Raw genomic sequence first — 21,157 nt, 5'->3', positions numbered from 1 at the left:
TCGCGGCTATCGTGAGAGCCAGGCCCGCATCTGGTTCGGTGGACGTTGTAAGTTCCCGAATCCGGACTATGCTACTCGGAGCAAGTCGCCGACGAATTCATGATTAAAGGACCTCGGTATGCTTACTGCAGAATGGTATGGCGCATGTCGCCGTCGTATGGTCCTCGTCGCAGCCTGTATTCTCCTCGTCTCGCTCGCGCATACCGGATATGCGCAGGTTGCGCGCATGGAAGTCATCCCGTTTGAGTCACTCACATTGACAGACCAGGAATTCCTGGTCGGCCGCGAGGATGGCAAGCCCGTCACCATCGCTGGCGAACTGCGTCTGCCTCGCTCAGGCAATGAGCGGTTTCCACTGGTTATCCTGCTGCACGGTTCAGGCGGCGTCGGCAATTATGTTCTGGATTGGGAGCAGGAGTTTCTTGCGCTGGGCGTTGCCACCTTCGTCATTGACAGCTTCGCGGCTCGCGGCATCGTCAATGTGAACGACGACCAGTCCCAGCTCGGTCGCTTGGCGCAAACCGAGGATGCGTACCGAGCGCTCGCACTGCTGGCCACGCACCCAAGAATTGACCCCAGCCGGATCATGCTGATGGGGCTTTCCCGAGGCGGCCAAAATGCGCTTTACGCGAGCCTGACGCGTTTTCAGCGGATGCATGCTGATGCGTCGGGCGCACATTTCGCGGCCTATGTTGCTTTCTATCCGGATTGTACCTACGCCTTCCGAGACGACGAAGACATTGTGTCTCAGCCGGTGCGCGTGTTTCACGGTACTGACGACAATTACGCGCCTGTTGCGCCATGCCGAGCCTATGTCGAACGGCTAAAAGCCAAAGGCAAAGACATTCGCCTTACGGAATATCCCGGCGCCGGTCATGTGTTCGACGGACGCGCGTTCAGGCCGCCGGTGAAGTTGCGGCAAGCCCAGACAATGCGCAATTGCCGATGGGTGGAAGGTGACAACGGCCAGATTTTCAATGCTAAGACCAACCAACCTTTCTCGTATGACGACCCCTGTGTCGAACGTGGCGCCACTATCGCGTATGACGAGACGGCAGCGAAGGCAGCCCGACGGGCGGTGGCGGAACTTGTTGCTGCCACACTCAAACCGGCACGCCCGCCGAACTAATTCCGTAACGATGACATGGAAGGCGCGACTGTGAGGCGGGGGAGCCAGACGCAGTCGATTTCTTCGACGCTGCCACTGGCCGCTTTGTCGCAAACAACTGACACCCGAGTCAGCTGGCCGGCGCCTCCCACCTTGCCGAGATACGTGTCGCCGGCCGACAGCGTAATCCAAACGAGAATGAAACGGATCCTTGTTGGGGGTTTCAGGGGTGTCGTGACTCAGTCCAGTTCTGGGCCGGATTAGGCGCAGGCAACCCCTGAGTGCGGATGCGCGCTGACAGGGCCGAGCCGCGCTCGCGCAGGAAATCGATCAGCAACTGTGGATAATCCGCCCGGACTGCTGCGTGAACGGACGGCCGCTCGGCGAGCCGTTTCCGCCACGCGCTGACCCTGGGCACGCCCGCGAAAAATCCGAAATCGTCGATCCGCTCGAACACATCGAAGTAGCGGAACACCGGACCGAAAGCGGCATCGACGATGCTGAAGCGCTCTCCACCAAAATACGGACCGGTGCTCAGAGCGCTCTCCAACTGCTCGATTCGCGCGCGAATATCTCGGACTTTTGCGTTCAGGGCCGATTCGTCCGGAGCGATGTAGAAGCCCCCGATCGCGTTCAACAGTGCCGACGAAAACTCGATCCACGCGCGGTGCCGTGCGCGTTCGAGCGGGCCGAGCGGATGCAGCCGCGGTTCGAGCGTCTCGTCGAGATAGTCGCAAATCACGGCCGACTCGAAGATCGGTACGCCAGAGACGACCAGCACCGGCGTCTTGCCTAACGGTGAAATCCCGCGAAACCAATCAGGCTTGTTGCTCAGGTCGACGTCCGTGCGCTCGAACGACACTCCTTTTTCCGTCAGCACGATCACTGCGCGCTGCACGTACGGACAAAGCACATGACTGACGAGGTGATACGAGGTGGTATTCATGACATCGCCCCCTCGGTCTCAGGCCGCACCGGGCGAGAAGCGCGCGCTGCGATGCAACGCCAGCGCTCCATCGCCAAGCAGCCAGACAGCGACTGACGCGATGATCAGGAACACCGGATATTCCCAGCCGCCCCCCGGGCTCGTATGCACCCAGCCGTTGCGCAAATGAACCGATGCCGCGCATGCCATGACCGGCACCAGCAGCAGTGCGATCTGACGAGCGTAGATTCCCAGTATGAGCGCGACGCCGCCCGCCAGTTCGGCAGCGAACACGGGGTAAGCCAGAAAGCCCGGGAAACCGACGCTCTGAAAATATTGCGCAGTGCCCGGCAGCGTGAAGACAAGTAATTTCAGCAATGCGTGAGCAATCCACATCACCCCCAACGCGACGCGAAGCAGCAAGACGCCATACGTGGCAGAGGTATCGTTCGCAGCAGTCAATGAATTCATGGCCGTGCCTTTGAGAGAAGTTAGCAGACAGGCGCCCAATTTATCATTGCGCATACGCGCTCGATACTCACACGATTACAATCATGCATTGCGAAAATGCAATGATCTGGAACCTGAGAATGCAGTTCAAACTGAGTGCTGTGGACCTTGAAACGATCCTGACGCTTTCCCGCGCCGGCACGCTGGCACAGGCCGGCGAGCGGCTGGGGGTGGATGCGTCGACGGTTTTTCGCAACCTGCAACGGATAGAGCGCGGCCTGGAGCAGCGCCTGTTCGAACGCACACGCTCCGGCTACCGTGCAATGGAACTCGCGCTTGCGCTGGCCGAACATGCCGAGCAAGTGGAAGTGCAAATCGAGTCGGCCCGCTCGATCGCGCAACACGTTCCCGAGCAGGTGGCGGGTACGGTTCGGATTACGACGACCGACACGATCCTGCACGCACTGGTGGGGCCGGCGCTCAAGCGGCTGGAAGCCACGCACCCGTTGCTGGCGTACGAATTGCACACCGGAAATGAAATTGCCGACCTCGGGCGCCGGGATGCCGACATCGCTGTTCGCGTCACGACGCAGCCACCGGAATACCTGGTCGGCAAGCACGTCGGCCCAATACAGGTTGCGCTTTTCGCGTCCAGCTGCCGTACCGCGCCGGGTTATGAAGACGTCATGGCGGGCAAGGCGCGCTGGATTGCCCCTGACGATTCGTTACCGGGCCATCCGTCCGTCATCTGGCGCAAACGCCATTTCCGGAAGGTGATTCCACACTACAAGGTCAACAGCATCCTGACCGTCATGGAGCTGGTCGCCCTGGGCATGGGCGTAGGCATCTTGCCCACCTTCCTGACGCGCAATCGCACCGACCTCGTCCAGCTGACCGACGTGCTGCACGATTGCCAGACCGAGCTGTGGGTGCTGACGCACCGGGAATCAAGGCACTTGCGGCGGGTGTCGGCCGTGTTCAAGCACTTGTCCTCGACCCTGAGGATCTGATCGGAAAAGCGCAGCTTCCCGTGGCCGACCGAGTGCTCGCCTGCCCTGCTCGAACAGTTGCAGCGACACTAACGTACGGCGAGGCTCGCCCTGCCCTGCGAGCGGCTGACGACAATGAATGTCATCCGCAACTCCGGCCAGCAATGGTTGCGTTGCGTGTCGGGACCATACCTCGAGCGACCGCTTTCCAGGACTCAACGGACGCTCCCATGCATGCGCCGACGGTCCGCAACGGGTCGGCAAGCGACGCCCACGAAAATTCACGAAGGAATTTTTTACCCGCCGCGTACGTGTGCGTCACGCATTCCTCAGCGCTACTTTCCTTCCGCCCCTTTCGGCACCCCGTCTCCCAGCCCCGCCAGCAGCTTTTCCAGCAGTTGCGACAACTGCGCCTGTTCCGCGTCCGACAGCACGGCCAGCAGTTCACGCTGGTTGTCGATATGCGCGACAACCGCCTCATCGATCAGCGCACGACCGGTATCCGTCAGTGCGACGAGCGTGCCGCGCCCGTCGGCCGGGTTTGGCCGGCGCTCCACCCAGCCGGCCTTCTGCAGCCGGTCGATGCGTGCGGTCATCCCGCCCGACGACATCATCAGCGCGTCGTACAGCGCCGTCGGCGTCAGCGCGAACGGCGCTCCGCCGCGCCGCAGCGTCGCGAGCACGTCGAATTCGCCCGGCTGCATCCCGTAGCGCGCAAACAGCGGATTGAGACGGTCGCGCGCGATCACGAGCGCGGCTTCCTGCAGCCGCCCCATCACCACCATCGACGACGCGTCGAGATCCGGACGCTCGGTGCGCCATTGTGCGAGCGCATGCGCGGCTCGATCCATTAACCCTCCTCGGCTTGGCAGTTATCTTGACGTCGAGATAAATCGGCGTTTATCTTGATGTCGAGATACTTTACATGAAAAACGCGCGGCGCCTCACCGGGGCCCGCGCACCGATTTCGAGGGCCTCTTGATGAAACGCTTCACTTCCCCCGGATGGCGGCTGGCCGCCATCGTGCTCGTCGGGCTGAACCTGCGGCCGGCGCTTGCCGCGGTCGGCCCGCTGCTCGACATGATCCAGCGCGCAACCGGCATCGGCGACGGTGCGGCCAGCCTGCTGACGACGATCCCGATCCTGCTGATGGGGCTCGGCGCGCTGAGTGCGCGACGCTTGCAGCGCGTAACCGGCATCGCGGGCGGCGTCTGGCTCGGCGTCGCGCTGATCGGGCTGGCCTGCGTGTCGCGCGTCGGCGCGCAGCACGCGTGGCTGCTGCTCGCGAGCGCCTGCTGCGCGGGCGTCGGGATCGCGATGGTGCAGGCGCTGCTGCCCGGCTTCGTGAAGGCGCATTTCTCGACGCGGATCGGCGGTGCGATGGGCGTCTATTCGACGTCGATCATGGGTGGCGCCGTGCTCGCGAGCGTCGTCGCGCCGTTCGCCGCGGCCCGCTGGGGCTGGCTCGTCGCGCTCGCGGGCTGGGCGCTGCCGGCCGCGGTGGCCGCGCTGGCGTGGCCGCTGGCCAGCCGCGGCGGCGACGCGCTCGCCGGCGGGCCGGCGTCGGCATCGAATGCGCAACCGTCGCGCTCGCCGCGTGCGTGGCGACTCGCGCTGTTCTTCGGCATCGCGACGGGCGCGTACACGCTCGTGCTCGCGTGGCTGCCGCCTTACTACATGCGGCTCGGCTGGTCGCCGACGGCGGCCGGCAGCCTGCTCGGCGGCGTGACGCTCGCGGAAGTCGTCGCGGGGCTGACGATCTCGGCGATGATCGACCGCCTGCCCGATCGCCGGCCCGCGCTGCATGCGGCGATCGCATCGCTGTTCGTCGGCTTGCTGGTGATGCTGGCCGCGCCCGAAGCGCTCGCGCTGCCGGCCGCGCTGCTGATGGGTGCGGGGATCGGCGCGCTGTTTCCGCTGTCGCTGATCGTCACGGTCGACCACGCGGCGACGCCGGCCGATGCCGCATCGCTGACGGGGTTCGTGCAGGGCATCGGCTACCTGATCGCCGGGCTGTTCCCGTTCGCGGCAGGCATCGTGCGCCAGCATCTCGCGGACCTGTCACCCGCGTGGATCGCGATGGCCTGCCTGTGTGTCGCGCTGTTCGCGCTGGCGGCAGGCTTTGCACCGAAGCGGGCGCTGCACGCCGCGCGCGCGTAGCGGCGGCCGCCGCTCAGTTGACGGGCTCGCAAAACGGGATCTTGTCGCGCAGCGCGTGGCCTGCGGCGACCGGGTCCCGCCCTGCCGGCAGCGTGACGGAAACCGACGTATGCCCGGTTTTGCTGCGCGGTTCCTGGCCGGGCCAGTGGCTCTCCTTCCACGTGGCGATCCAGTCGAGATTGCCGGCGCTCGCTCCGGGCACGAAGCGCAGCCGCAGCGAACCGTCGAAGTCTTCGCTGCAATGCGGCGAGTGCTGATAGTCGTGCTCGGAGAAGCAGGCCCGAATCTGCTTGTCGCAGCTGAACGGGAGCTTCGAGACGCGTGGCGTGCGGGCATGGCCGCCGTTCGGCCGCAGTTCGACGAAGTCGGCGTTTTCCCAGCTTCCGCCTCCGCCTGAATAGCTTTCGGACCAACCGGCCAGCACCGCGACCGCGAAGCGCTCGCCGCCCAGCGGGTACAGCGCGGGGTAGATCTGGAGCGGTGGCGGATCGCCGTCGCCTGCGCCCCGGTCGGCGGGCTGGTAGTCGGAGAAATTCCACTGCTGAACGACCTTCCAGCCGGCGGCAGGCACGAAGCTCACTTTCAGCAGCTGCGGGCCTGGCAGGATCGCGTAGTAGATGCCCGACGCGTCGTTCCTGACCCGGTACAGCGACGGCGCGTTGTCCGCATCGCCTGACTGGCCGGGCGCGCCGCACGATGCCGACGCCAACGCGCAAACCTTGCGCGGCCAGTCGCGATCGGGCACGGCGGTTTTCGCGACCGCGACGAACGGCACGGCGCGGGCTTCGGTGGCTTCACCGGCGGCGTTGACCGCGGATGCCGCCAGCAGCGCGGCCGTCAATCCCGCCAGGCCGACAATGCCCGATCGAATACGGGTACCCATTCAATGGTGTCCTTGTAAGGTGGTTGGCGCGCCGTGATCCCGCGAAGTGGCCCAGTCTGCCTGAAAGCGCCCGCCTCGCCCAGACACTGCACCGTTCTCAGTCGCCCGCTTCCTGTTCCGCCAGGAACCGCCGATAGGCGCGTTCAGACGGGCAGCGCCGCAGGTCGCACGCGTCTTCGTCGCACTGACGGCACACGCGGATCGCGCTCGACATGTCGTCGGCGAGCGCGCCGACCAGTTGCTCGCAGATCGGCATGAGCTGCGCGCATTGCTCGGGCGTTAGCGTGCGCGTGAGATCCGCGATCGCCGTGCCGCGCGCGGCAAGCACCTGCTGCACCGCATCGTGCCCCGCCTCGGTCAGCGTCAGCACGACGGTGCGCTTGTCGTCGCCGGGCTCGCGCGTGACGAGCCCTTCCTGCGCCATCCGCTCGGCAAGCCGCACGGCCGACGAATGCACGAGCATCAATTGCCGCGCCAGCGCGTCGATCGTCAGCGCATGAGATTGCGACAGCAGCACCAGCGCATCCACGCTCGACCCGTGCAGCCCCGTGTCGCGCGCGATTGCGTCCTCTACCCGATCGTTCAGCCCGAGCGCAAGCGCGCCCAGTAAATTGTTCAGGCGTTGCTTTTTCACGTAGGCGCTCCTAGTATATGTGTGCGTCACGCATATAATTTAACCGATCGTTTCACCGATGTCAGCCGCGGCGCGGCCCGCTCGATCCGGGCGGCCGCACGCCCGCATTCTACGGGTCGACAGGCCGAGTGGAGTCCACGCATGAACGGCAACACGCGCAAGACCGGATATCTGATCATGGCGACGCTGTGCTGGGGCGTCGCCATTCCGTTCAGCAAGATGGTGCTGCCGGCCCTGTCGCCCGCGTGGCTCATCGTGCTGCAGATCGCCGCCAGCGTCACGGTGCTCGCCTGTCTCGCCGTCGCGCAACGCGTGAGCCTGACAGGCATCGCGCCGGCGCAGCTCGCCGTCGTCGCGCTGATCGGCATGCTCGAACCATGCGGCGCGTACTACCTCGGGTTCGTCGGCATGCAATCCACGTCCGCGTTGCACACGGCGGTGATCTTCGCGCTCGAACCGCTCGGCATCCTCGCGTTCAACATCGCGCTGTTCCGGTTCAAGGTCGACAGGCGGCTGCTGGTGGCGGGCGTCGTCGCGTTGCTGGGTGTCGTCGTCATCACGCTCGGCGACCCGTCGGCGGACGGGCACGCGTCGCTGCGCGGCGATGCGTTCGTGTTCGCCGGCGTGATGGTGGCCGCGCTGTACGTGTCATTGTCGACGCAGGCCGTGACGCTTCCGTCCACGACCGCGATGCTGCTGATCCAGCAGGCCGGCTCGCTGCTGCTGGCGCTCGTGCTGCTCGGCGTCGATGCGGGCCGCGGCGGCCCGCTCCGGTTGCCGGCGTGGCCGGCCGTGTGGCCCGCGCTGGCGATCGGCGTGCTGCAGTTTACGCTCGCGTTCCTGTTCTATTTTCGCGGCGCGCGCGACAACGCATCGTACTGGAGCGTGGTCGTACTCAACCTGATTCCCGTCGTGGGCATCGCCGCGTCGATCCTGATCCTCGGCGAATCGGCCTCGCCGATCTATTTCGTCGGCGGCGCAATCACGATCGGCGCGGCGCTCTACACGCACCTGCGCGAACGCCGTACCGGGCTCGCGCCCGCCCGCGCGTGATCAGCCCGCGCTCGCGTACAGCGTCGAATCCGCGAACCCTTCGGCGTCCAGCACGCGCCCGATCAGGATCAACGCGGTGCGCTCGATCTGCGTGCTCTGCACCCTGGCGACGATGTCGGCGAGCGTGCCCGTCACGCGTTCCTCGTCGGGCCAGCTCGCGCGATAGATCACCGCGACCGGGCAATCGGCGCCGTAATGCGGCAGCACTTCGTCGACGATGCGGGCGAGATGGCGCACGCCGAGATGGATCGCGAGCGTCGCGCGGTGCGCGGCGAGCGAGCCGAGCGCTTCGCCTTCCGGCATCGTCGTCTTGCCCGCGAAGCGCGTGAGGATCACCGTCTGCGCGACGCCGGGCAGCGTCAGCTCGACGCCGAGCGTGGCCGCGCACGCGGCCGTGGCGGTCACGCCAGGTACGATTTCGTACGGAATCCCGAGCGTCTTGAGGCGGCGGATCTGCTCGCCGATCGCGCCGTACAGCGATGGGTCGCCCGAATGTACGCGGGCGACGTCCTGCCCTTTCGCATGGGCGCCGGCGAGCAGCGCAACGATTGCGTCGAGGTCGAGCTCGGCCGTATTGACGACCTGTTCCGCGCGATGGCCGTCGAGCACGGCGGCCGGCACCAGCGAGCCCGCATACAGGATCACCGGGCACGTGCGCACGAGGCGCTGGCCCTTCACCGTGATCAGCTCCGGGTCGCCGGGACCCGCGCCGATGAAATACACCGTCATCGAAAAATCTCCGTCAATTCATGGGATGACTGGCCGCGCGGCGTCATGCGCGCGCGGCCGGATCGAGCGCGTCGATGAGCGCCGCGGCCGAGTCGAACGCACGGTCGGCGTCGGGCAGCGGCGGCCGGCGCAGCATCACGACCGGCAGCCTGCGTTCGCGCGCGACGTCGAGCTTGGCTTCGGTGGCCGCGCCGCCGCTGTTCTTGCTGACGACGACGTCGATGCCCATCAGCGCGAACAGCGCGCGCTCGCCGTCGAGCGTGAATGGCCCGCGCGCGGCGACGATCTGCGCCCGTGCGTTGCCGGGATGCGCGTCGAGGCAGCGCACGAGCCAGAACTGGTGTGGCGGGATCGCGTCGAGATGCGCGAGCGGTTCGCGGCCGAGCGTGAACAGCGGCCGCTTGAACGGCGCGAGCGCGGCTTCGATGCCGGCCCAGTCGTCGACCATGCGCCAGTCGTCGCCGGGTTGCGGCGACCACGGCGCGCGGCGCAGCGCCCACAGCGGCACGCCCGCTTCACGCGTCGCGGCGGCGGCGTTCGCGCTGATCTGCGCGGCATAGGGATGCGTCGCATCGATCACGAGACCGATGCCGGCGCTGCGCAGATACGCGGCCAGCCCGGCAGCACCGCCGAAGCCGCCGACGCGCACGTCGCAGCGCAGGTCGTCGGGCACCTTGCCGAGGCCGGCCAGGCTGTAGACGTGACGGGGCCCGAGTGCGCGTGCGATTTTCAGTGCGTCGCCGGTGCCGCCGAGCAGCAGGATGCGCGTGCTCATCGCGCCTCCCCGACGAAGCGGCCCTGCCGGTCGATCGCGAACATCTCGACGGCGACCGACGGCGGCACGATGTCGCGCGCGACGCGCAGCGCGTGCGCGCAGACGAGATCGCCGAGCGGCACGCCGTCGGCGTGCGCGAGCTTCAATGCTTCCTGGCTCGTGTTCGCGGCACGCATTGCGGCCTGCAGCGTGTCGCTTGCGCCCGCCTCGGCCGCCCACTGCGCGAGCAGCGGCAGGTCGATGCTCGAATGGCGGCTATGCAGGTCGAGATGGCCGGCGGCGAGCTTGCTGAGCTTGCCGAAGCCGCCGCACATCGACAGCCGCGCGATCGGTGCGCGCCGCAGGTGCTTGAGCACCGCGCCCGCGAAATCGCCCATCTCGATCAGCGCCATGTCGGGCAGTTGGTAGTGCGCGCGCATCGCGTCCTCGCTCGCGTTGCCCGTGCACGCGGCAATGTGCGCGATGCCGTTCGCCCGCGCGACGTCGATGCCCTGGTGGATCGACGCGATATAGGCCGAGCAGGAGAACGGCCGCACGATGCCGGTCGTGCCGAGGATCGACAGCCCGCCGACGATGCCGAGGCGCGGGTTCATCGTCTTCAGCGCGAGCGCTTCGCCGCCTTCGACGCCGATCGTCACGTCGAAGCCGCCCGCATAGCCATGCTCGGCCGCCAGCGCCTCCAGGTGCGTCGTCATCATCTGTCGCGGCACCGGGTTGATCGCCGGTTCGCCGACCGGCAGCGTCAGCCCCGCGCGCGTGACCGTGCCGACGCCGGGCCCCGCATGAAACCGCACGCCGGGTACGGCCGCGAGCGCGACACGCGCGAAGATCAGCGCGCCGTGCGTGACGTCCGGATCGTCGCCGGCATCCTTGATCGTGCCGGCTTCCGCACCGTCGGCGGTGGCCCGGCAGAACTCGAGCCGCATCATCACGCGCTGCCCCTTCGGCAGCACGATCTCGACCGCATCGTCCGCCAGGCCCGCGAGCAGCAACCGCGCGGCGGCGAGCGACGTCGCGGTCGCGCAACTGCCGGTCGTATAGCCGAAGCGTAGTGGCGCGGGCTGTTCGGGGGTCTCGTCGCGCATCACGCGTCCGTTGCGTTCGTCGCGTTCGTCATGGCCGGCGATTCGGTCGTGTCGGCCGCGTCGGGCTTGCGCACGTCGTACAGCGTGACCGGCAACGGCTGCCGCCACGTATCGAAGCGGCCGAGCGGCTCGGCATGTGCGAGCGACACGCGCGTGAGCGTGCCGCCGTGCGCATCGCGCCAGGCGGCAAGCGCCATCTCGCCCTGCAGCGTGACCGCGTTCGCGACCAGCCGGCCGCCGGGCTTCAAGGATGCCCAGCAAGCATCGAGCACGCCCGGCGCGGTCGCCCCGCCGCCGATGAAGATCGCGTCGGGCGCGGCGAGCCCCGCGAGCGCATCGGGCGCGCGGCCGGCGACGAGTTGCAGGCCCGGCACGCCGAGCGCGTCACGGTTGTGCTCGATGAAGCGCTGTCGCTCCGCATGCGCTTCGATCGCGATCGCCTGGCAGGACGGATGCGCGCGCATCCATTCGATGCCGATCGAGCCGCTGCCGGCGCCGACGTCCCACAGCAGCTCGCCGGGCGCGGGTGCGAGGCGCCCGAGCGTCATCGCGCGCAGGTCGCGCTTGGTGAGCTGGCCGTCGTGACGGAACGCATCGTCGGGCAGGCCCGGCGTGAGCGCGCGGCGCGGCGCGTCGGGGCCGGCCTGGCAGTCGAGTGCGACGAGATTGAGCGCGGCCGTTTCGTCGACGCGCCAGTCCTGTGCCAGCCCGTCGAGACGCCGCTCGAGCGGGCCGCCCAGATGTTCGAACACGCTGACGCGCGTCGGCCCGAAGCCGCGCGCGACGAGCTCGGCCGCGACGGCGGCCGGCGTCCGGCCGTCGGCACTCAACACGAACAGGCGGCGGCCGGGCAGCAGGTGACGCGCGAGCGTCGCAAGCGGCCGGCCGACGAGCGAGACCGCGCCGACATCCTGCAGCGCCCAGCCGAGGCGCGCGGCCGCCAGCGACAGCGACGACGGCGCGGGCAGCACGCGCCATTCGTCCGGGGACAGCGTGCGCGCGAGCGTGGCGCCGACGCCGAACAGCATCGGGTCGCCGCTGGCGAGCACGCAGACCGGCGACGCGCGCCGCGCGAGCACGCCCGCGAGATCGAATGGCGACGGCCACGCTTCACGCGCGGCCGGCAGCCGCGCGGGCAGCATGTCGAGATGCCGCTTCGCGCCGACGACGAGCGTCGCGTCGAGCAGCGCGCGGCGCGCGCTGCGTCCGAGCCCCGCGTAACCGTCGTCGCCGATGCCCACTACCGTCAGCCACGCCGTCATGCACCCTTCCCCATCGTTCGATTTCCTACCGTTTGTTGCAATGCGCGGCTGCCGGGCCGCCGCGCGTTGATCCGTTCATGTGCGGTGCGCATCGCCCGCCAGCCGGTGCGATGCGGCTACAACTACGACGTCAGCCGAGCGGCACGCCGACGACAAACGTCAGCAAGGCCAGAATCATGCCGCCGATCGACGCGATCAGCAGCCAGCCGAGCAGCAGCCACATGAGCGAGCGTGCATCGGTTTTCCGGTACAGGAACGTTCCGCCCGCCACGATCGGCATGCCGAGACCGGCGAGCGCGACATTCTTCGGCCACTCGGCCAACGGTGCAAGCGGGATCAGCATGCCCTCGAGCAGCATCCATGCCGGGATGGCCAGCAAGCCCAGTGCAATGCCCATGCCGAACAGCTCCGTCCTGGCGAGTTTCATCGCGAATGCCGGCAGTCGCCGATCTGATGTCGAGCTGCCAATCGTACCATTTGCGAGACAGTGCAAACCCGGCTGCGGCCGTGCTGCGACGCGGTTGCGCGGCGAATTCCCGATGCCGGATCGTCGTGAAAATCGGGTATCCTACGGCCGTTCGTTCGCCGGTGCCCTTCGGGGCCGAAGAGGGAACACAGGGCGCGCCACGCGCCGCTGTGGCTGCCCCCGCAACTGTAGACAGCGAGCCGATCTCCCCCTCATGCCACTGGTTCCACCGGGAAGGCAGGGAGCCGGCGCGGACCTGTCAGCCAGGAGACCTGCCGGCCTGAAAGTGCGTGCGTGCCAGTCGGCGTCGGGCGGGGTGTACCGATGCGTTGGCCGCGGCGCGACACTGTCCCGGTACCCCGTTGAGTTCCGCCCCCGTTTCGATTCCTGCGTCGCCCGTCACGCGCCCGTCGGCCTGCCCGGGGCTCGTGCGCGTAGTCGCGGCCGCCGACGGCGGGCTGTGCCGGATCAAGCTGCCGGGCGGCCGGCTCGATGCGCGCCAGGCGCGTGCGATCGCCGCCGCCGCGCGTGCCTTCGGCTCCGGCACGATCGACGCGACCAATCGCGCGAATCTCCAGCTACGCGGCATTCGCGACGGTGCGGCCGACGCGCTGACGCGCGCGTTGCTCGACGCGGGTCTCGGCCCGTCCGTCGATGCAACCGCAGACGCTGCCGCCGATGCGGTCGCGCTCGCCACGAGCGACGACGTCCGCAACCTGATGCTCAGCCCGCTCGCCGGCCACGACCCCGCCGCGCTCATCGACAGCCGCACGCTCGCCGCGCCACTCTTCGACATGCTGGCGCGCGAGCCACGTCGCGGCGAACTGTCGCCGAAATTCTCGATCCAGCTCGACGGCGGCGAATCGGTGGCGGCGCTCGATCATCCGCACGACATCTGGCTGGCCGCATGGCGTCGCGGCGACGGCGCAGTGCGCCTCGCAGCCGGGCTGGCCGGCTGCCCGCCGGTCGCACATGGCGATCCACCCGCTTCGGTCGATGTAGCGCCCGATCAAGGTGTCGCGCTGGTGCGCGCGCTGCTGCTCGCGTTCCTCGATCTTGCGCCGGCCGACGTCACGCGGATGCGCGCCCTGCTTGCAACATGCGGTGAACGCGCGCTGCTCGAACGCGCGCAGCACCATGCGCCCTTCCCGCTCACGGCCGATCCGGCGCTCGCCGGCTGGCGCCGCTCGCACACCGACGAGGCGCTGCGTTTCGGCGTACGCCCGTCGCTCGATGCGGCGCGCTGCAACATCGGCGCACAATTCGCGCTCGGCCGGCTCGATGCAACCCAACTGGAACGGCTCGCCACGCTGGCCGAAACCGACGGCGACGGCACGCTGTCGATGACGCCCTGGCAAGGCGTGTTCATGCACGGCGTATCGCGCGAGCGCGCGCCGGCCTCGCTCGATGCGCTTGCGTCGCTCGGCCTCGTCTGCGCGCCGTCCGATCCGCTCGCGACGCTCGTCGCGTGCACCGGCAGCGCGGGTTGCGCGAAAGCGCGCGCCGACACCAAACACGACGCGCTCGCACTCGCCGCGCGCATCGGCCACGCGGTCGACGTGCACCTGACCGGCTGCGAACGCCACTGCGCACTGCCGCATCCCGCGACGCACACGCTCGTCGCGGTTGCGCCCGCGCACTACGACCTTTACCGGCGCGACGCCGCTGCGGGCCTCGGTGCCCCACTCGCGCGCCATCTGACGATTGACCAGGCCGCGGCCCGACTGACGGGCGCGCGGCACAGCCAGGACACCACCGATGCTTGACTACATTCGCGATGGGCAGGAAATCTACCGCCAGTCGTTCGCGACGATCCGCGCCGAGGCCGACCTGTCGCAGGTTCCGCCCGACCTCGAGAAACTCGCGGTGCGCGTGATTCATGCGTGCGGGATGGTCGACGTCGTCTACGACCTGCGCTTCTCGGCCGGCGCCGGCACGGCGGGCCGCGCGGCCCTTGCCGCCGGCGCGCCGATCCTGTGCGACGCGAGGATGGTCGCCGAAGGCATCACGCGCGCGCGGCTGCCGGCCGACAATCGCGTGATCTGCACGCTCGGCGAGCCGGAGGTGCCCGATCTCGCCCGGCATCTCGGCAACACGCGTTCGGCTGCCGCACTCGAACTGTGGCGTCCGCATCTCGCGGGCAGCGTCGTCGTGATCGGCAATGCGCCGACCGCGCTGTTCCACCTGCTCGACATGATCGACGCCGGCGCGCCGCGCCCCGCGCTGATCCTCGGTTTCCCGGTCGGCTTCATCGGTGCGGCCGAATCGAAGGCGCTGCTCGATGCCGACAGCCGCGGCGTGCCGTACGTCGCGCTGCTCGGCCGGCGCGGCGGCAGCGCGATGGCGGCTGCCGCAGTCAACGCGCTCGCGACGGAGGTCGAATGAAGCGCGCACGCGGACGCCTGTTCGGGGTCGGCGTCGGCCCCGGCGATCCTGAACTGATGACGATCAAGGCGCTGCGCGTGCTGCAGGCCGCGCCGGTGGTCGCGTATTTCGTCGCGAAGGGCAAGAAAGGCAATGCATACGGCATCGTCGAAGCACACCTGCAGGACGGGCAGACGCAACTGCCGCTCGTCTATCCGGTGACGACCGAGGCACTGCCGCCGCCGCTGTGCTACGAGACGGTGATCGCCGACTTCTACGATACGGCCGCCGAAATCGTTGCCGCGCACCTCGACGCGGGCCGCGACGTCGCGGTGATCTGCGAAGGTGACCCGTTCTTCTACGGTTCGTACATGTACCTGCACGACCGCCTCGCGCCGCGCTACGACACCGAGGTAATCCCCGGCGTATGCGCGATGCTCGGCGGCACCGCCGTGCTCGGCCAGCCGCTCGTCTATCGCAACCAGAGCCTGTCGGTGCTGTCGGGCGTGCTGCCCGAGCACGAACTGCGCGAGCGGCTTGCGCGGGCCGACGCGGCCGTCGTGATGAAGCTCGGCCGCAATTTCGACAAGGTGCGGCGCGTGCTCGACGGGCTGGGGCTCGCGAAGCGCGCGCTGTATGTCGAGCGCGCGACGATGGCGAGCCAGCGCATCGTGCCGCTCGACGAAGTCGATCCGATGGCGTCGCCGTATTTCTCGCTTCTCGTCGTACCGGGGGAAAAATGGCAAGGATGACGACGCCGCCCGCGATCGTGATTCTCGGCACGGGCGCGCTCGATACCGCGCGGCGCATCCAGGCGCGCTATCCGGGTGCGCTCGTACATGGCCTCGCGTCGCGCGTCGCGGCCGACGTGCCGTTCGACGATCTCGGTGCGCACTTGCGCGAACTCTATGCCCGCGGCCTGCCGATCGTCGCGCTGTGCGCAGCCGGCATCGTGATCCGCTGCCTCGCCCCCGCGCTGGCCGACAAGGGCGTCGAGCCGCCCGTGCTCGCGGTGGCGGAAGACGGTTCGGCGGTCGTGCCGCTGCTCGGCGGGCTGACGGGCGTCAACGTGATCGCGCGCGAAATCGCCGCATGCGTCGGCGTCGCGCCGGCGATCACGACGAGCGGCGAACTGCGCTTCGGCGCGTGCGTGCTCAATCCGCCGGAAGGCTATGCGCTCGCCGATCTCGCCCAGGGCAAGCGCTTCGTGTCCGATCTGCTCGCGGGTGCGTCGACGCGCATCGATGGCGCGGCGCCGTGGCTCGACGATGTCGCGCTGCCGCGCGACGACGCGGCCGCGCATGCGATCCGCGTGACACCCGATGCATGGCCCGGCACGCGCGACGAACTCGTGATTCATCCGCGCAGCGTGGTGGTCGGTGTCGATGCACCGGCTATCCACGGCGATGAAGCGCTCGCCGCGCGCATCGACGCCGCACTCGAAGCGCACGGTCTCGCGCGGCTGGCGCTCGCGGCCATCGTCGCGCCCGCATCGGCAATCGGTGATGGCGGGCTGGAAGAAGCGGCGCAAACGCTCGACGCACCGCTGCGCTTTGTCGATACCGACGGTGACGGCGGCGCGACAACCGATGCGGCCGCACTGCTCGGCCGCGCGTTGCGCGTCGTGCATACGCTGCGCGCGACGACGAACGGCATCGCATGCGCGGTCGCGTCGCATCCGGTCGATCCCGCCACGCTCGGCCGCGCGCGCGGCCGCCTGACGGTGCTCGGGCTCGGCCCGGGCGGCGCCGCGTGGCTCACGCCGGCCGCGCGCGCCGCGCTCGCGGAAGCGACCGACATCCTCGGCTACACGACCTACGTGGACATGGCCGGCCCGTTCCGCGACGACCAGCGCGTGCACGGCACCGACAATCGCGAGGAGATGCAGCGCGCACGCCATGCGTTCGAACTCGCGGCGGAGGGCCGGCGTGTCGCCGTGGTGTCGTCGGGCGATCCGGGTGTGTTCGCGATGGCCGCGGCCGTGCTCGAAGCGCTCGACGAAGCGCGCGATCCGCACTGGGCGGCGGTCGACCTGCGCGTGGAGCCCGGCATCTCGGCGTCGCTCGCGACGGCCGCGCAGGCTGGCGCGCCGCTCGGCCACGATTTCTGCGCGATTTCGCTGTCCGACAACCTGAAGCCGTGGGACGTGATCGAGACGCGGCTGCGGCATGCGGCGCAGGCCGATCTCGTGATGGCGTTCTACAACCCGATCTCGCGTGCGCGGCCGTGGCAGCTCGATCGCGCGCTCGATGTCGTGCGCGCGCACCGCACGGCCGATACGGTGGTCGTGCTCGGCCGCGACATCGGCCGGCCGGGTGCGACGCTCACGACGACGACGCTCGGCGCGCTGCGCAGCGACCAGGTCGACATGCGCACGATGGTGATCGTCGGCTCGTCGACGACGCGCCGCTTTGCGATCGGCAACGCACGCGAATGGGTCTATACGCCGCGCTGGTATCGCTGAACCCGGTCAGCGCGTCGGCGTGACGCCGCGCGTGCCGGCATCCGCGATGCCGGTCGCGCCACCCGCTCGCCAGAACCGGTACACGAGCACACCGACGATGGCCTGTGCCGCGACCACGAACGCGACGCAGCCGGCCCATCCCCACCGATGCCAGCCGGGCACCGGCAGGATCGAGCCGAGGCTGCCGCCGAAGTAATAGCAGGACAGGTAGATGCCGATCGCTGTCGAGCGCGCGCTCGACGCCGCCTGCGAGATGAACGTGTTGGCCGACGCCTGTTCGACGAACACGGCGGTCGAGCTGAGCGCGAGGCCCGCCAGGATCACCGGCACGGTGTCGGACAGCGTCAGCAACGCCCCGCCGATCGCGAGCGCGGCCGCGGCAAGCCCCGGCGCGCGCGGGCCGCGATGCCGCGCGAGGCGCCCAGCCAGCGGGGTCACGACCACCGCCACCAGAAACACCGCATAGATCGCGCCGATCCCGACCGTACCGAAGCCGAACGGCGCGCGCGCAAGGCGCAGGCCGACGAACGTGAACGTCGCGACCTGCGACGCGAGTACACACGCGCCGATCGCGAACGACGCGAGCAGCGGGCCGCGCGTGACGATGCGCCAAGACGGCCCCGCACCGGCATCCGCTTCGTGCTCGGCGCGCCGCGCGATCGCACCGGACGCCGGCAGGCTCGCGTAGATCGCGATGCCCGTGACGAGACACAGCGCCGCGACGACGTCGAGCGCATGCCGCCAGCCCCAGATCGACGTCATCAGGTTGGTCGCGAAGCGGCCGGCGAACCCGCCGAGCGTCGTGCCGGCAACGAACAGCGCACTGATCTCGGCCGACGTGCCGCGATCGAAGCGCTCGGCGATATAGGCGATCGACAGCGCGAAGACGAACGGCATGACCAGGCCGGCCGCGAAGCGCGCGCCGAGAAACGACGCGAAACTGCCCGCATGCGCGGACCACACGACCGGCAGCGCGACCGCCACGGCCGCCAGCGAGATCGCGATGCGTCGCTCGATGCGTGCGGCCAGCACGCCGACGAACGGCGCGATAATGGCGACGGCCGTCGTGGTGGCGCTCACGCCCTGCCCTGCACGCTCGGCGCTCACGCCGAAGGTGGCCGCGAGTTCGTGCAGGATGCCCTGCGTCGAATACAGATTGAGAAACGCGGCAAAGCCGCAGAGAAAGAACGCGATGCGCGTGGTCCTGTCGTTCATCGGAGCGGCCTGGTCGTCGATGCCGACAGTCTGACGAGCGCGCCGCATGCACGCCAATACCGTTTTCATCGCGATTGATACCGGAACGACAACAATGCTCGACCTGCGCCGCCTTCGCTATTTCGTGGTCGTTGCCGACGAACTGCATTTCGGGCGTGCCGCGTTACGCCTGCGCGTCGCGCAGCCGCCGCTGACCCGCCACATCGCCGCGCTGGAAAGCGAGCTCGGCGTGCGGCTGTTCGAGCGCTCGACCCGTGCGGTGCGGCTGACGCCCGACGGCGAGCGATTCCTCGAACATGCACGCAACGTGGTCAGCGCGGCTGCCGAGGCCGAGGCGAGCGCGCGCAAGCTGGCGCAGGGCATCGCCGGGCGCATCGTGATCGGCTACGCGAGCTCGATTCCGATGTCCGACACGTTCCCGGACATCGTCCGTCAGGCGAGCCGCACGATGCCGGACGTCGAGCTCGCCTTCCGCGAAGCGTCGACCGCCAGTCAGCGCCAGCAGATCGCCGACGGCGCGATGGACGTCGGGTTCGGCTGGTCGTGGGCGCGTGCGCCCGGTGCAGCGGTGCCGTCGTTCGTCGTCGCCCGCGAACCGCTCGTCGCGGCCGTGCCGGCCGGCAATCCGCTTTCGGAGCGCACGCGCGTCGACTTTGCCGCGCTCGCCGGCGAAACCTTCGTGACCTTCCCGCCCGGCTTCGGCTCCGCGCTGACGACGGCGCTCGACGATCTGTGCGCGCAGGCCGGTTTCGCGCCGCGCATCGGGCCGACCGCATCGCAGATCACGACGCTCGTGTCGCTGGTGGCCGCCGAGCGCGGCATCGCGATCGTGCCGGGTTTCACCGCGACGCTGCAACGCCCGGGCGTCACCTACGTACCGCTGAGCGACACGCGCCGGGTCGAACTGATCGTGTCGTGGCGCGAGCCGTTTGCATCCGCATGCATCGAACGTTTCGTCGCCCTCGCCCGGTCGCTCGAACCGCCTGCGTCGGCCTGACCGGCGCGCGCGCCGTACATCGGCACGAGGCGGAAAAATCGCCCGCCCGGCGTTGCGCAACGGTGTCGAATCGGCAAGATCGTTACGTACCGGGAATCAAATAACAAAAAGAACTCCTGACTATTCCCTATCGGGCGCGAATCCTCCAAGATGGGCACGCCGTCGGGCCGGCACACCCGGTTGCCTGCCGGGCGGCGATACGCGGGCCAGCGTATCTCTCTTCCACTTGGAGAACACCATGCACAACAATGTGTTGCCGTGTTTCATTCCGCGCGCGCTTGCCGCGGGTTGCCTGCTCGCCGTCGCGAGCGTGTCCCAGGGCGCCGGCGTCTATGCGCCCTATGTCGACGTGACGCTCTATCCGACGCCGCTCGTCGACCAGATCGGCGTCCGGCAAGGCATCCAGCAATTCACGCTCGCGTTCGTGGTCGCGGGCAGCGGCTGTACGCCCTCGTGGGGCGGCGTGCAGCCGATCGGCAATGGCGCGAGCGGAGGCCTGCTGACCGCGCTGTCGACGTCGATCGCGAGTTATCGCGCGAAAGGCGGCGAAGTCGCCGTGTCGTTCGGCGGCGCGAACGGCACCCCGCTGATGCAGGCGTGCTCGACGGTCCCCGCGCTGGCAAGCGCGTACCAGACCGTGATCGACACGTACGGCCTCACGCACATCGACTTCGACATCGAAGGCGTGTCGCAACTCGACACGGCCGCTGTCGCGCGCAACTTCCAGGCGGTCACGCAATTGCAGGCGAGCTATGCGGCGAAAGGCAAGCCGCTGCACGTGACGCTGACGCTGCCGACGATGCCGACCGGGCTTACGCAGGACGGCCTGAACATCGTCAATGCGGCGATTTCGAACCAGACCGTGTTCGATGCGGTGAACGTGATGGCGATGGACTACGGCCCCGCGAATCTCGACATGGGCGCGGCCGCGATCAGCGCCGCGCAGGCGCTCTATTCGCAACTCGATACGTCCTTCAAGTCGGCCGGCCAGCCGAAGACCAATGCCCAGCTCTGGCAGATGGTCGGCGTCACGCCGATGATCGGCGTGAACGACGTGCAGGGCGAAACCTTCACGCTCGCGAATGCGCAGAGCGTGCTGAACGCGGCGGTCGCCAACGGCTACGGCTTCTTCGGCAACTGGTCGGTCGGCCGCGATCAGGCGTGCCCGTCCGGCGGCACCTATGCGTCGCCGACCTGCTCGGGCGTCGCGCAGCAGCCGTACGCGTTCGCGACGATCTTCAAGCAGCTCGACGGCAAGTGGGGAACGGGCGTCACGCAGGATCCGAACTACGGCGGCGGCTCAAACGGCGGCACGCCGCAGCCGGGCGCACCCTGGGCGGCCGGCCAGGTCTATACGGCCGGCGCGACGGTCACCTACCAGGGCACCACGTATCAGGCGCAATGGTGGACACAGGGCGACGTGCCCGGCCAGGCTGCCGTGTGGAAGGCGGTCGGTGGCGGCACCGCCACGTGGTCGGCGACCACCGGATATTCAGGCGGCACCTGCGTGATGTACCAGGGCGCGAAATACTGCGCGAAATGGTGGACGCAAGGCGACAACCCGAGTGCGGGCGGTGTGTGGGTGAAGTCGTGATGCC

21 protein-coding genes and 1 riboswitch are annotated in these 21,157 nt (G+C 68.6%); of the genes, 10 read left to right on the top strand and 11 right to left on the bottom strand.

Features of this window, described 5'->3' with window-relative positions; translation table 11 throughout:
• Positions 1 to 118 precede the first annotated feature (118 nt).
• The gene (locus QZM67_RS15405) at positions 119 to 1,129 is read left to right on the top strand and encodes a dienelactone hydrolase family protein (RefSeq protein ID WP_301804492.1); all 1,011 of its coding nucleotides are present in this window, start codon (positions 119 to 121) and stop codon (positions 1,127 to 1,129) included.
• Between the two features lie 202 nt (positions 1,130 to 1,331).
• On the opposite strand, the gene QZM67_RS15400 is transcribed toward QZM67_RS15405, so the two are convergent.
• Entirely contained in the window at positions 1,332 to 2,054 is a 723-nt protein-coding gene (locus tag QZM67_RS15400; RefSeq protein WP_301804489.1) for a glutathione S-transferase family protein, read from the bottom strand.
• Positions 2,055 to 2,072: 18 nt separating this feature from the next.
• Complete coding sequence (locus QZM67_RS15395) at positions 2,073 to 2,504, bottom strand: DoxX family protein (protein WP_175026638.1); 432 nt, start codon at positions 2,502 to 2,504, stop codon at positions 2,073 to 2,075.
• A 101-nt stretch (positions 2,505 to 2,605) separates the two neighbouring features.
• On the opposite strand from QZM67_RS15395, the gene QZM67_RS15390 reads away from it, so the two are divergent.
• Entirely contained in the window at positions 2,606 to 3,493 is an 888-nt protein-coding gene (locus QZM67_RS15390) for a LysR family transcriptional regulator (protein ID WP_301804481.1), read from the top strand.
• A gap of 314 nt (positions 3,494 to 3,807) precedes the next feature.
• Here the strand turns inward: QZM67_RS15390 and QZM67_RS15385 are convergent, their stop codons facing one another.
• Positions 3,808 to 4,323, bottom strand: coding sequence for a MarR family winged helix-turn-helix transcriptional regulator (locus QZM67_RS15385; protein ID WP_301804478.1), 516 nt, complete (start codon positions 4,321 to 4,323; stop codon positions 3,808 to 3,810).
• A gap of 130 nt (positions 4,324 to 4,453) precedes the next feature.
• On the opposite strand from QZM67_RS15385, the gene QZM67_RS15380 reads away from it, so the two are divergent.
• Positions 4,454 to 5,632 (top strand): MFS transporter, encoded by a 1,179-nt coding sequence (locus QZM67_RS15380; RefSeq protein WP_301804475.1) that lies wholly within the window; start codon positions 4,454 to 4,456, stop codon positions 5,630 to 5,632.
• 13 nt (positions 5,633 to 5,645) lie between these two features.
• Here QZM67_RS15380 and QZM67_RS15375 read toward each other — a convergent pair whose 3' ends face one another.
• A complete protein-coding gene (locus QZM67_RS15375) occupies positions 5,646 to 6,473 on the bottom strand; it encodes a hypothetical protein (protein ID WP_301804474.1) in 828 nt (275 codons plus the stop codon).
• A gap of 139 nt (positions 6,474 to 6,612) precedes the next feature.
• Positions 6,613 to 7,149 (bottom strand): MarR family winged helix-turn-helix transcriptional regulator, encoded by a 537-nt coding sequence (locus QZM67_RS15370; protein WP_301804470.1) that lies wholly within the window; start codon positions 7,147 to 7,149, stop codon positions 6,613 to 6,615.
• A 141-nt stretch (positions 7,150 to 7,290) separates the two neighbouring features.
• Here QZM67_RS15370 and QZM67_RS15365 point away from each other — a divergent pair, with 141 nt between their 5' ends.
• Positions 7,291 to 8,202: a DMT family transporter gene (locus QZM67_RS15365; RefSeq protein WP_301804467.1), complete on the top strand. Its 912-nt coding sequence runs from the start codon at positions 7,291 to 7,293 to the stop codon at positions 8,200 to 8,202.
• Here QZM67_RS15365 and cobM read toward each other — a convergent pair whose 3' ends face one another.
• The 5 genes from cobM to QZM67_RS15340 all read right to left on the bottom strand — a co-directional run bounded on the left by cobM (position 8,203) and on the right by QZM67_RS15340 (position 12,480).
• Entirely contained in the window at positions 8,203 to 8,931 is a 729-nt protein-coding gene (gene cobM, locus QZM67_RS15360; RefSeq protein ID WP_301804464.1) for a precorrin-4 C(11)-methyltransferase, read from the bottom strand.
• Between the two features lie 43 nt (positions 8,932 to 8,974).
• Positions 8,975 to 9,706, bottom strand: coding sequence for a cobalt-precorrin-6A reductase (locus tag QZM67_RS15355; protein ID WP_301804461.1), 732 nt, complete (start codon positions 9,704 to 9,706; stop codon positions 8,975 to 8,977).
• A complete protein-coding gene (locus tag QZM67_RS15350) occupies positions 9,703 to 10,791 on the bottom strand; it encodes a cobalt-precorrin-5B (C(1))-methyltransferase (protein WP_301804458.1) in 1,089 nt (362 codons plus the stop codon). Before QZM67_RS15350 ends, QZM67_RS15355 begins: the two co-directional genes overlap by 4 nt.
• Positions 10,791 to 12,053, bottom strand: a complete 1,263-nt coding sequence (gene cbiE / locus QZM67_RS15345) for a precorrin-6y C5,15-methyltransferase (decarboxylating) subunit CbiE (protein ID WP_301804454.1) — start codon at positions 12,051 to 12,053, stop codon at positions 10,791 to 10,793. Before cbiE ends, QZM67_RS15350 begins: the two co-directional genes overlap by 1 nt.
• A 130-nt stretch (positions 12,054 to 12,183) precedes the next feature.
• Positions 12,184 to 12,480, bottom strand: a complete 297-nt coding sequence (locus QZM67_RS15340) for a hypothetical protein (protein ID WP_175022500.1) — start codon at positions 12,478 to 12,480, stop codon at positions 12,184 to 12,186.
• A gap of 142 nt (positions 12,481 to 12,622) precedes the next feature.
• Positions 12,623 to 12,814: riboswitch (cobalamin riboswitch) on the top strand.
• Positions 12,815 to 12,881: 67 nt separating this feature from the next.
• Between QZM67_RS15340 and cobG the strand changes: the two genes are divergently transcribed.
• Genes cobG through cobJ form a run of 4 tightly spaced genes read left to right on the top strand, consistent with a single transcriptional unit; the run spans position 12,882 to position 17,347 of the window.
• Positions 12,882 to 14,285 carry a precorrin-3B synthase gene (gene cobG, locus QZM67_RS15335; protein WP_301804452.1) on the top strand — a complete coding sequence of 468 codons (1,404 nt, stop codon included), beginning with the start codon at positions 12,882 to 12,884 and terminating at the stop codon, positions 14,283 to 14,285.
• Entirely contained in the window at positions 14,278 to 14,904 is a 627-nt protein-coding gene (locus QZM67_RS15330) for a precorrin-8X methylmutase (RefSeq protein ID WP_122945354.1), read from the top strand. Before cobG ends, QZM67_RS15330 begins: the two co-directional genes overlap by 8 nt.
• On the top strand, positions 14,901 to 15,635 hold the full coding sequence (locus QZM67_RS15325) for a precorrin-2 C(20)-methyltransferase (RefSeq protein ID WP_301804448.1): 735 nt from the start codon (positions 14,901 to 14,903) through the stop codon (positions 15,633 to 15,635). The genes QZM67_RS15330 and QZM67_RS15325 overlap by 4 nt, the downstream gene beginning before the upstream one ends.
• Positions 15,632 to 17,347, top strand: coding sequence for a precorrin-3B C(17)-methyltransferase (cobJ, locus tag QZM67_RS15320; RefSeq protein WP_301804445.1), 1,716 nt, complete (start codon positions 15,632 to 15,634; stop codon positions 17,345 to 17,347). The genes QZM67_RS15325 and cobJ overlap by 4 nt, the downstream gene beginning before the upstream one ends.
• 6 nt (positions 17,348 to 17,353) lie before the next feature.
• On the opposite strand, the gene QZM67_RS15315 is transcribed toward cobJ, so the two are convergent.
• The gene (locus tag QZM67_RS15315) at positions 17,354 to 18,562 is read right to left on the bottom strand and encodes an MFS transporter (protein ID WP_301804443.1); all 1,209 of its coding nucleotides are present in this window, start codon (positions 18,560 to 18,562) and stop codon (positions 17,354 to 17,356) included.
• 94 nt (positions 18,563 to 18,656) lie between these two features.
• Here QZM67_RS15315 and QZM67_RS15310 point away from each other — a divergent pair, with 94 nt between their 5' ends.
• Together QZM67_RS15310 and QZM67_RS15305 are read left to right on the top strand one after the other, a co-directional pair.
• Positions 18,657 to 19,559 (top strand): LysR substrate-binding domain-containing protein, encoded by a 903-nt coding sequence (locus QZM67_RS15310; protein ID WP_301804439.1) that lies wholly within the window; start codon positions 18,657 to 18,659, stop codon positions 19,557 to 19,559.
• Positions 19,560 to 19,797: 238 nt separating this feature from the next.
• On the top strand, positions 19,798 to 21,153 hold the full coding sequence (locus tag QZM67_RS15305) for a chitinase (protein ID WP_301804436.1): 1,356 nt from the start codon (positions 19,798 to 19,800) through the stop codon (positions 21,151 to 21,153).
• The last annotated feature ends 4 nt before the right edge of the window (positions 21,154 to 21,157 follow it).

This window comes from Burkholderia sp. AU45251, assembly GCF_030482905.1.
Taxonomy (GTDB): domain Bacteria; phylum Pseudomonadota; class Gammaproteobacteria; order Burkholderiales; family Burkholderiaceae; genus Burkholderia; species Burkholderia aenigmatica.
The sequence above is the reverse complement of the archived record's forward strand: the minus strand, read 5'-3'. Positions and strand labels throughout refer to the sequence as shown.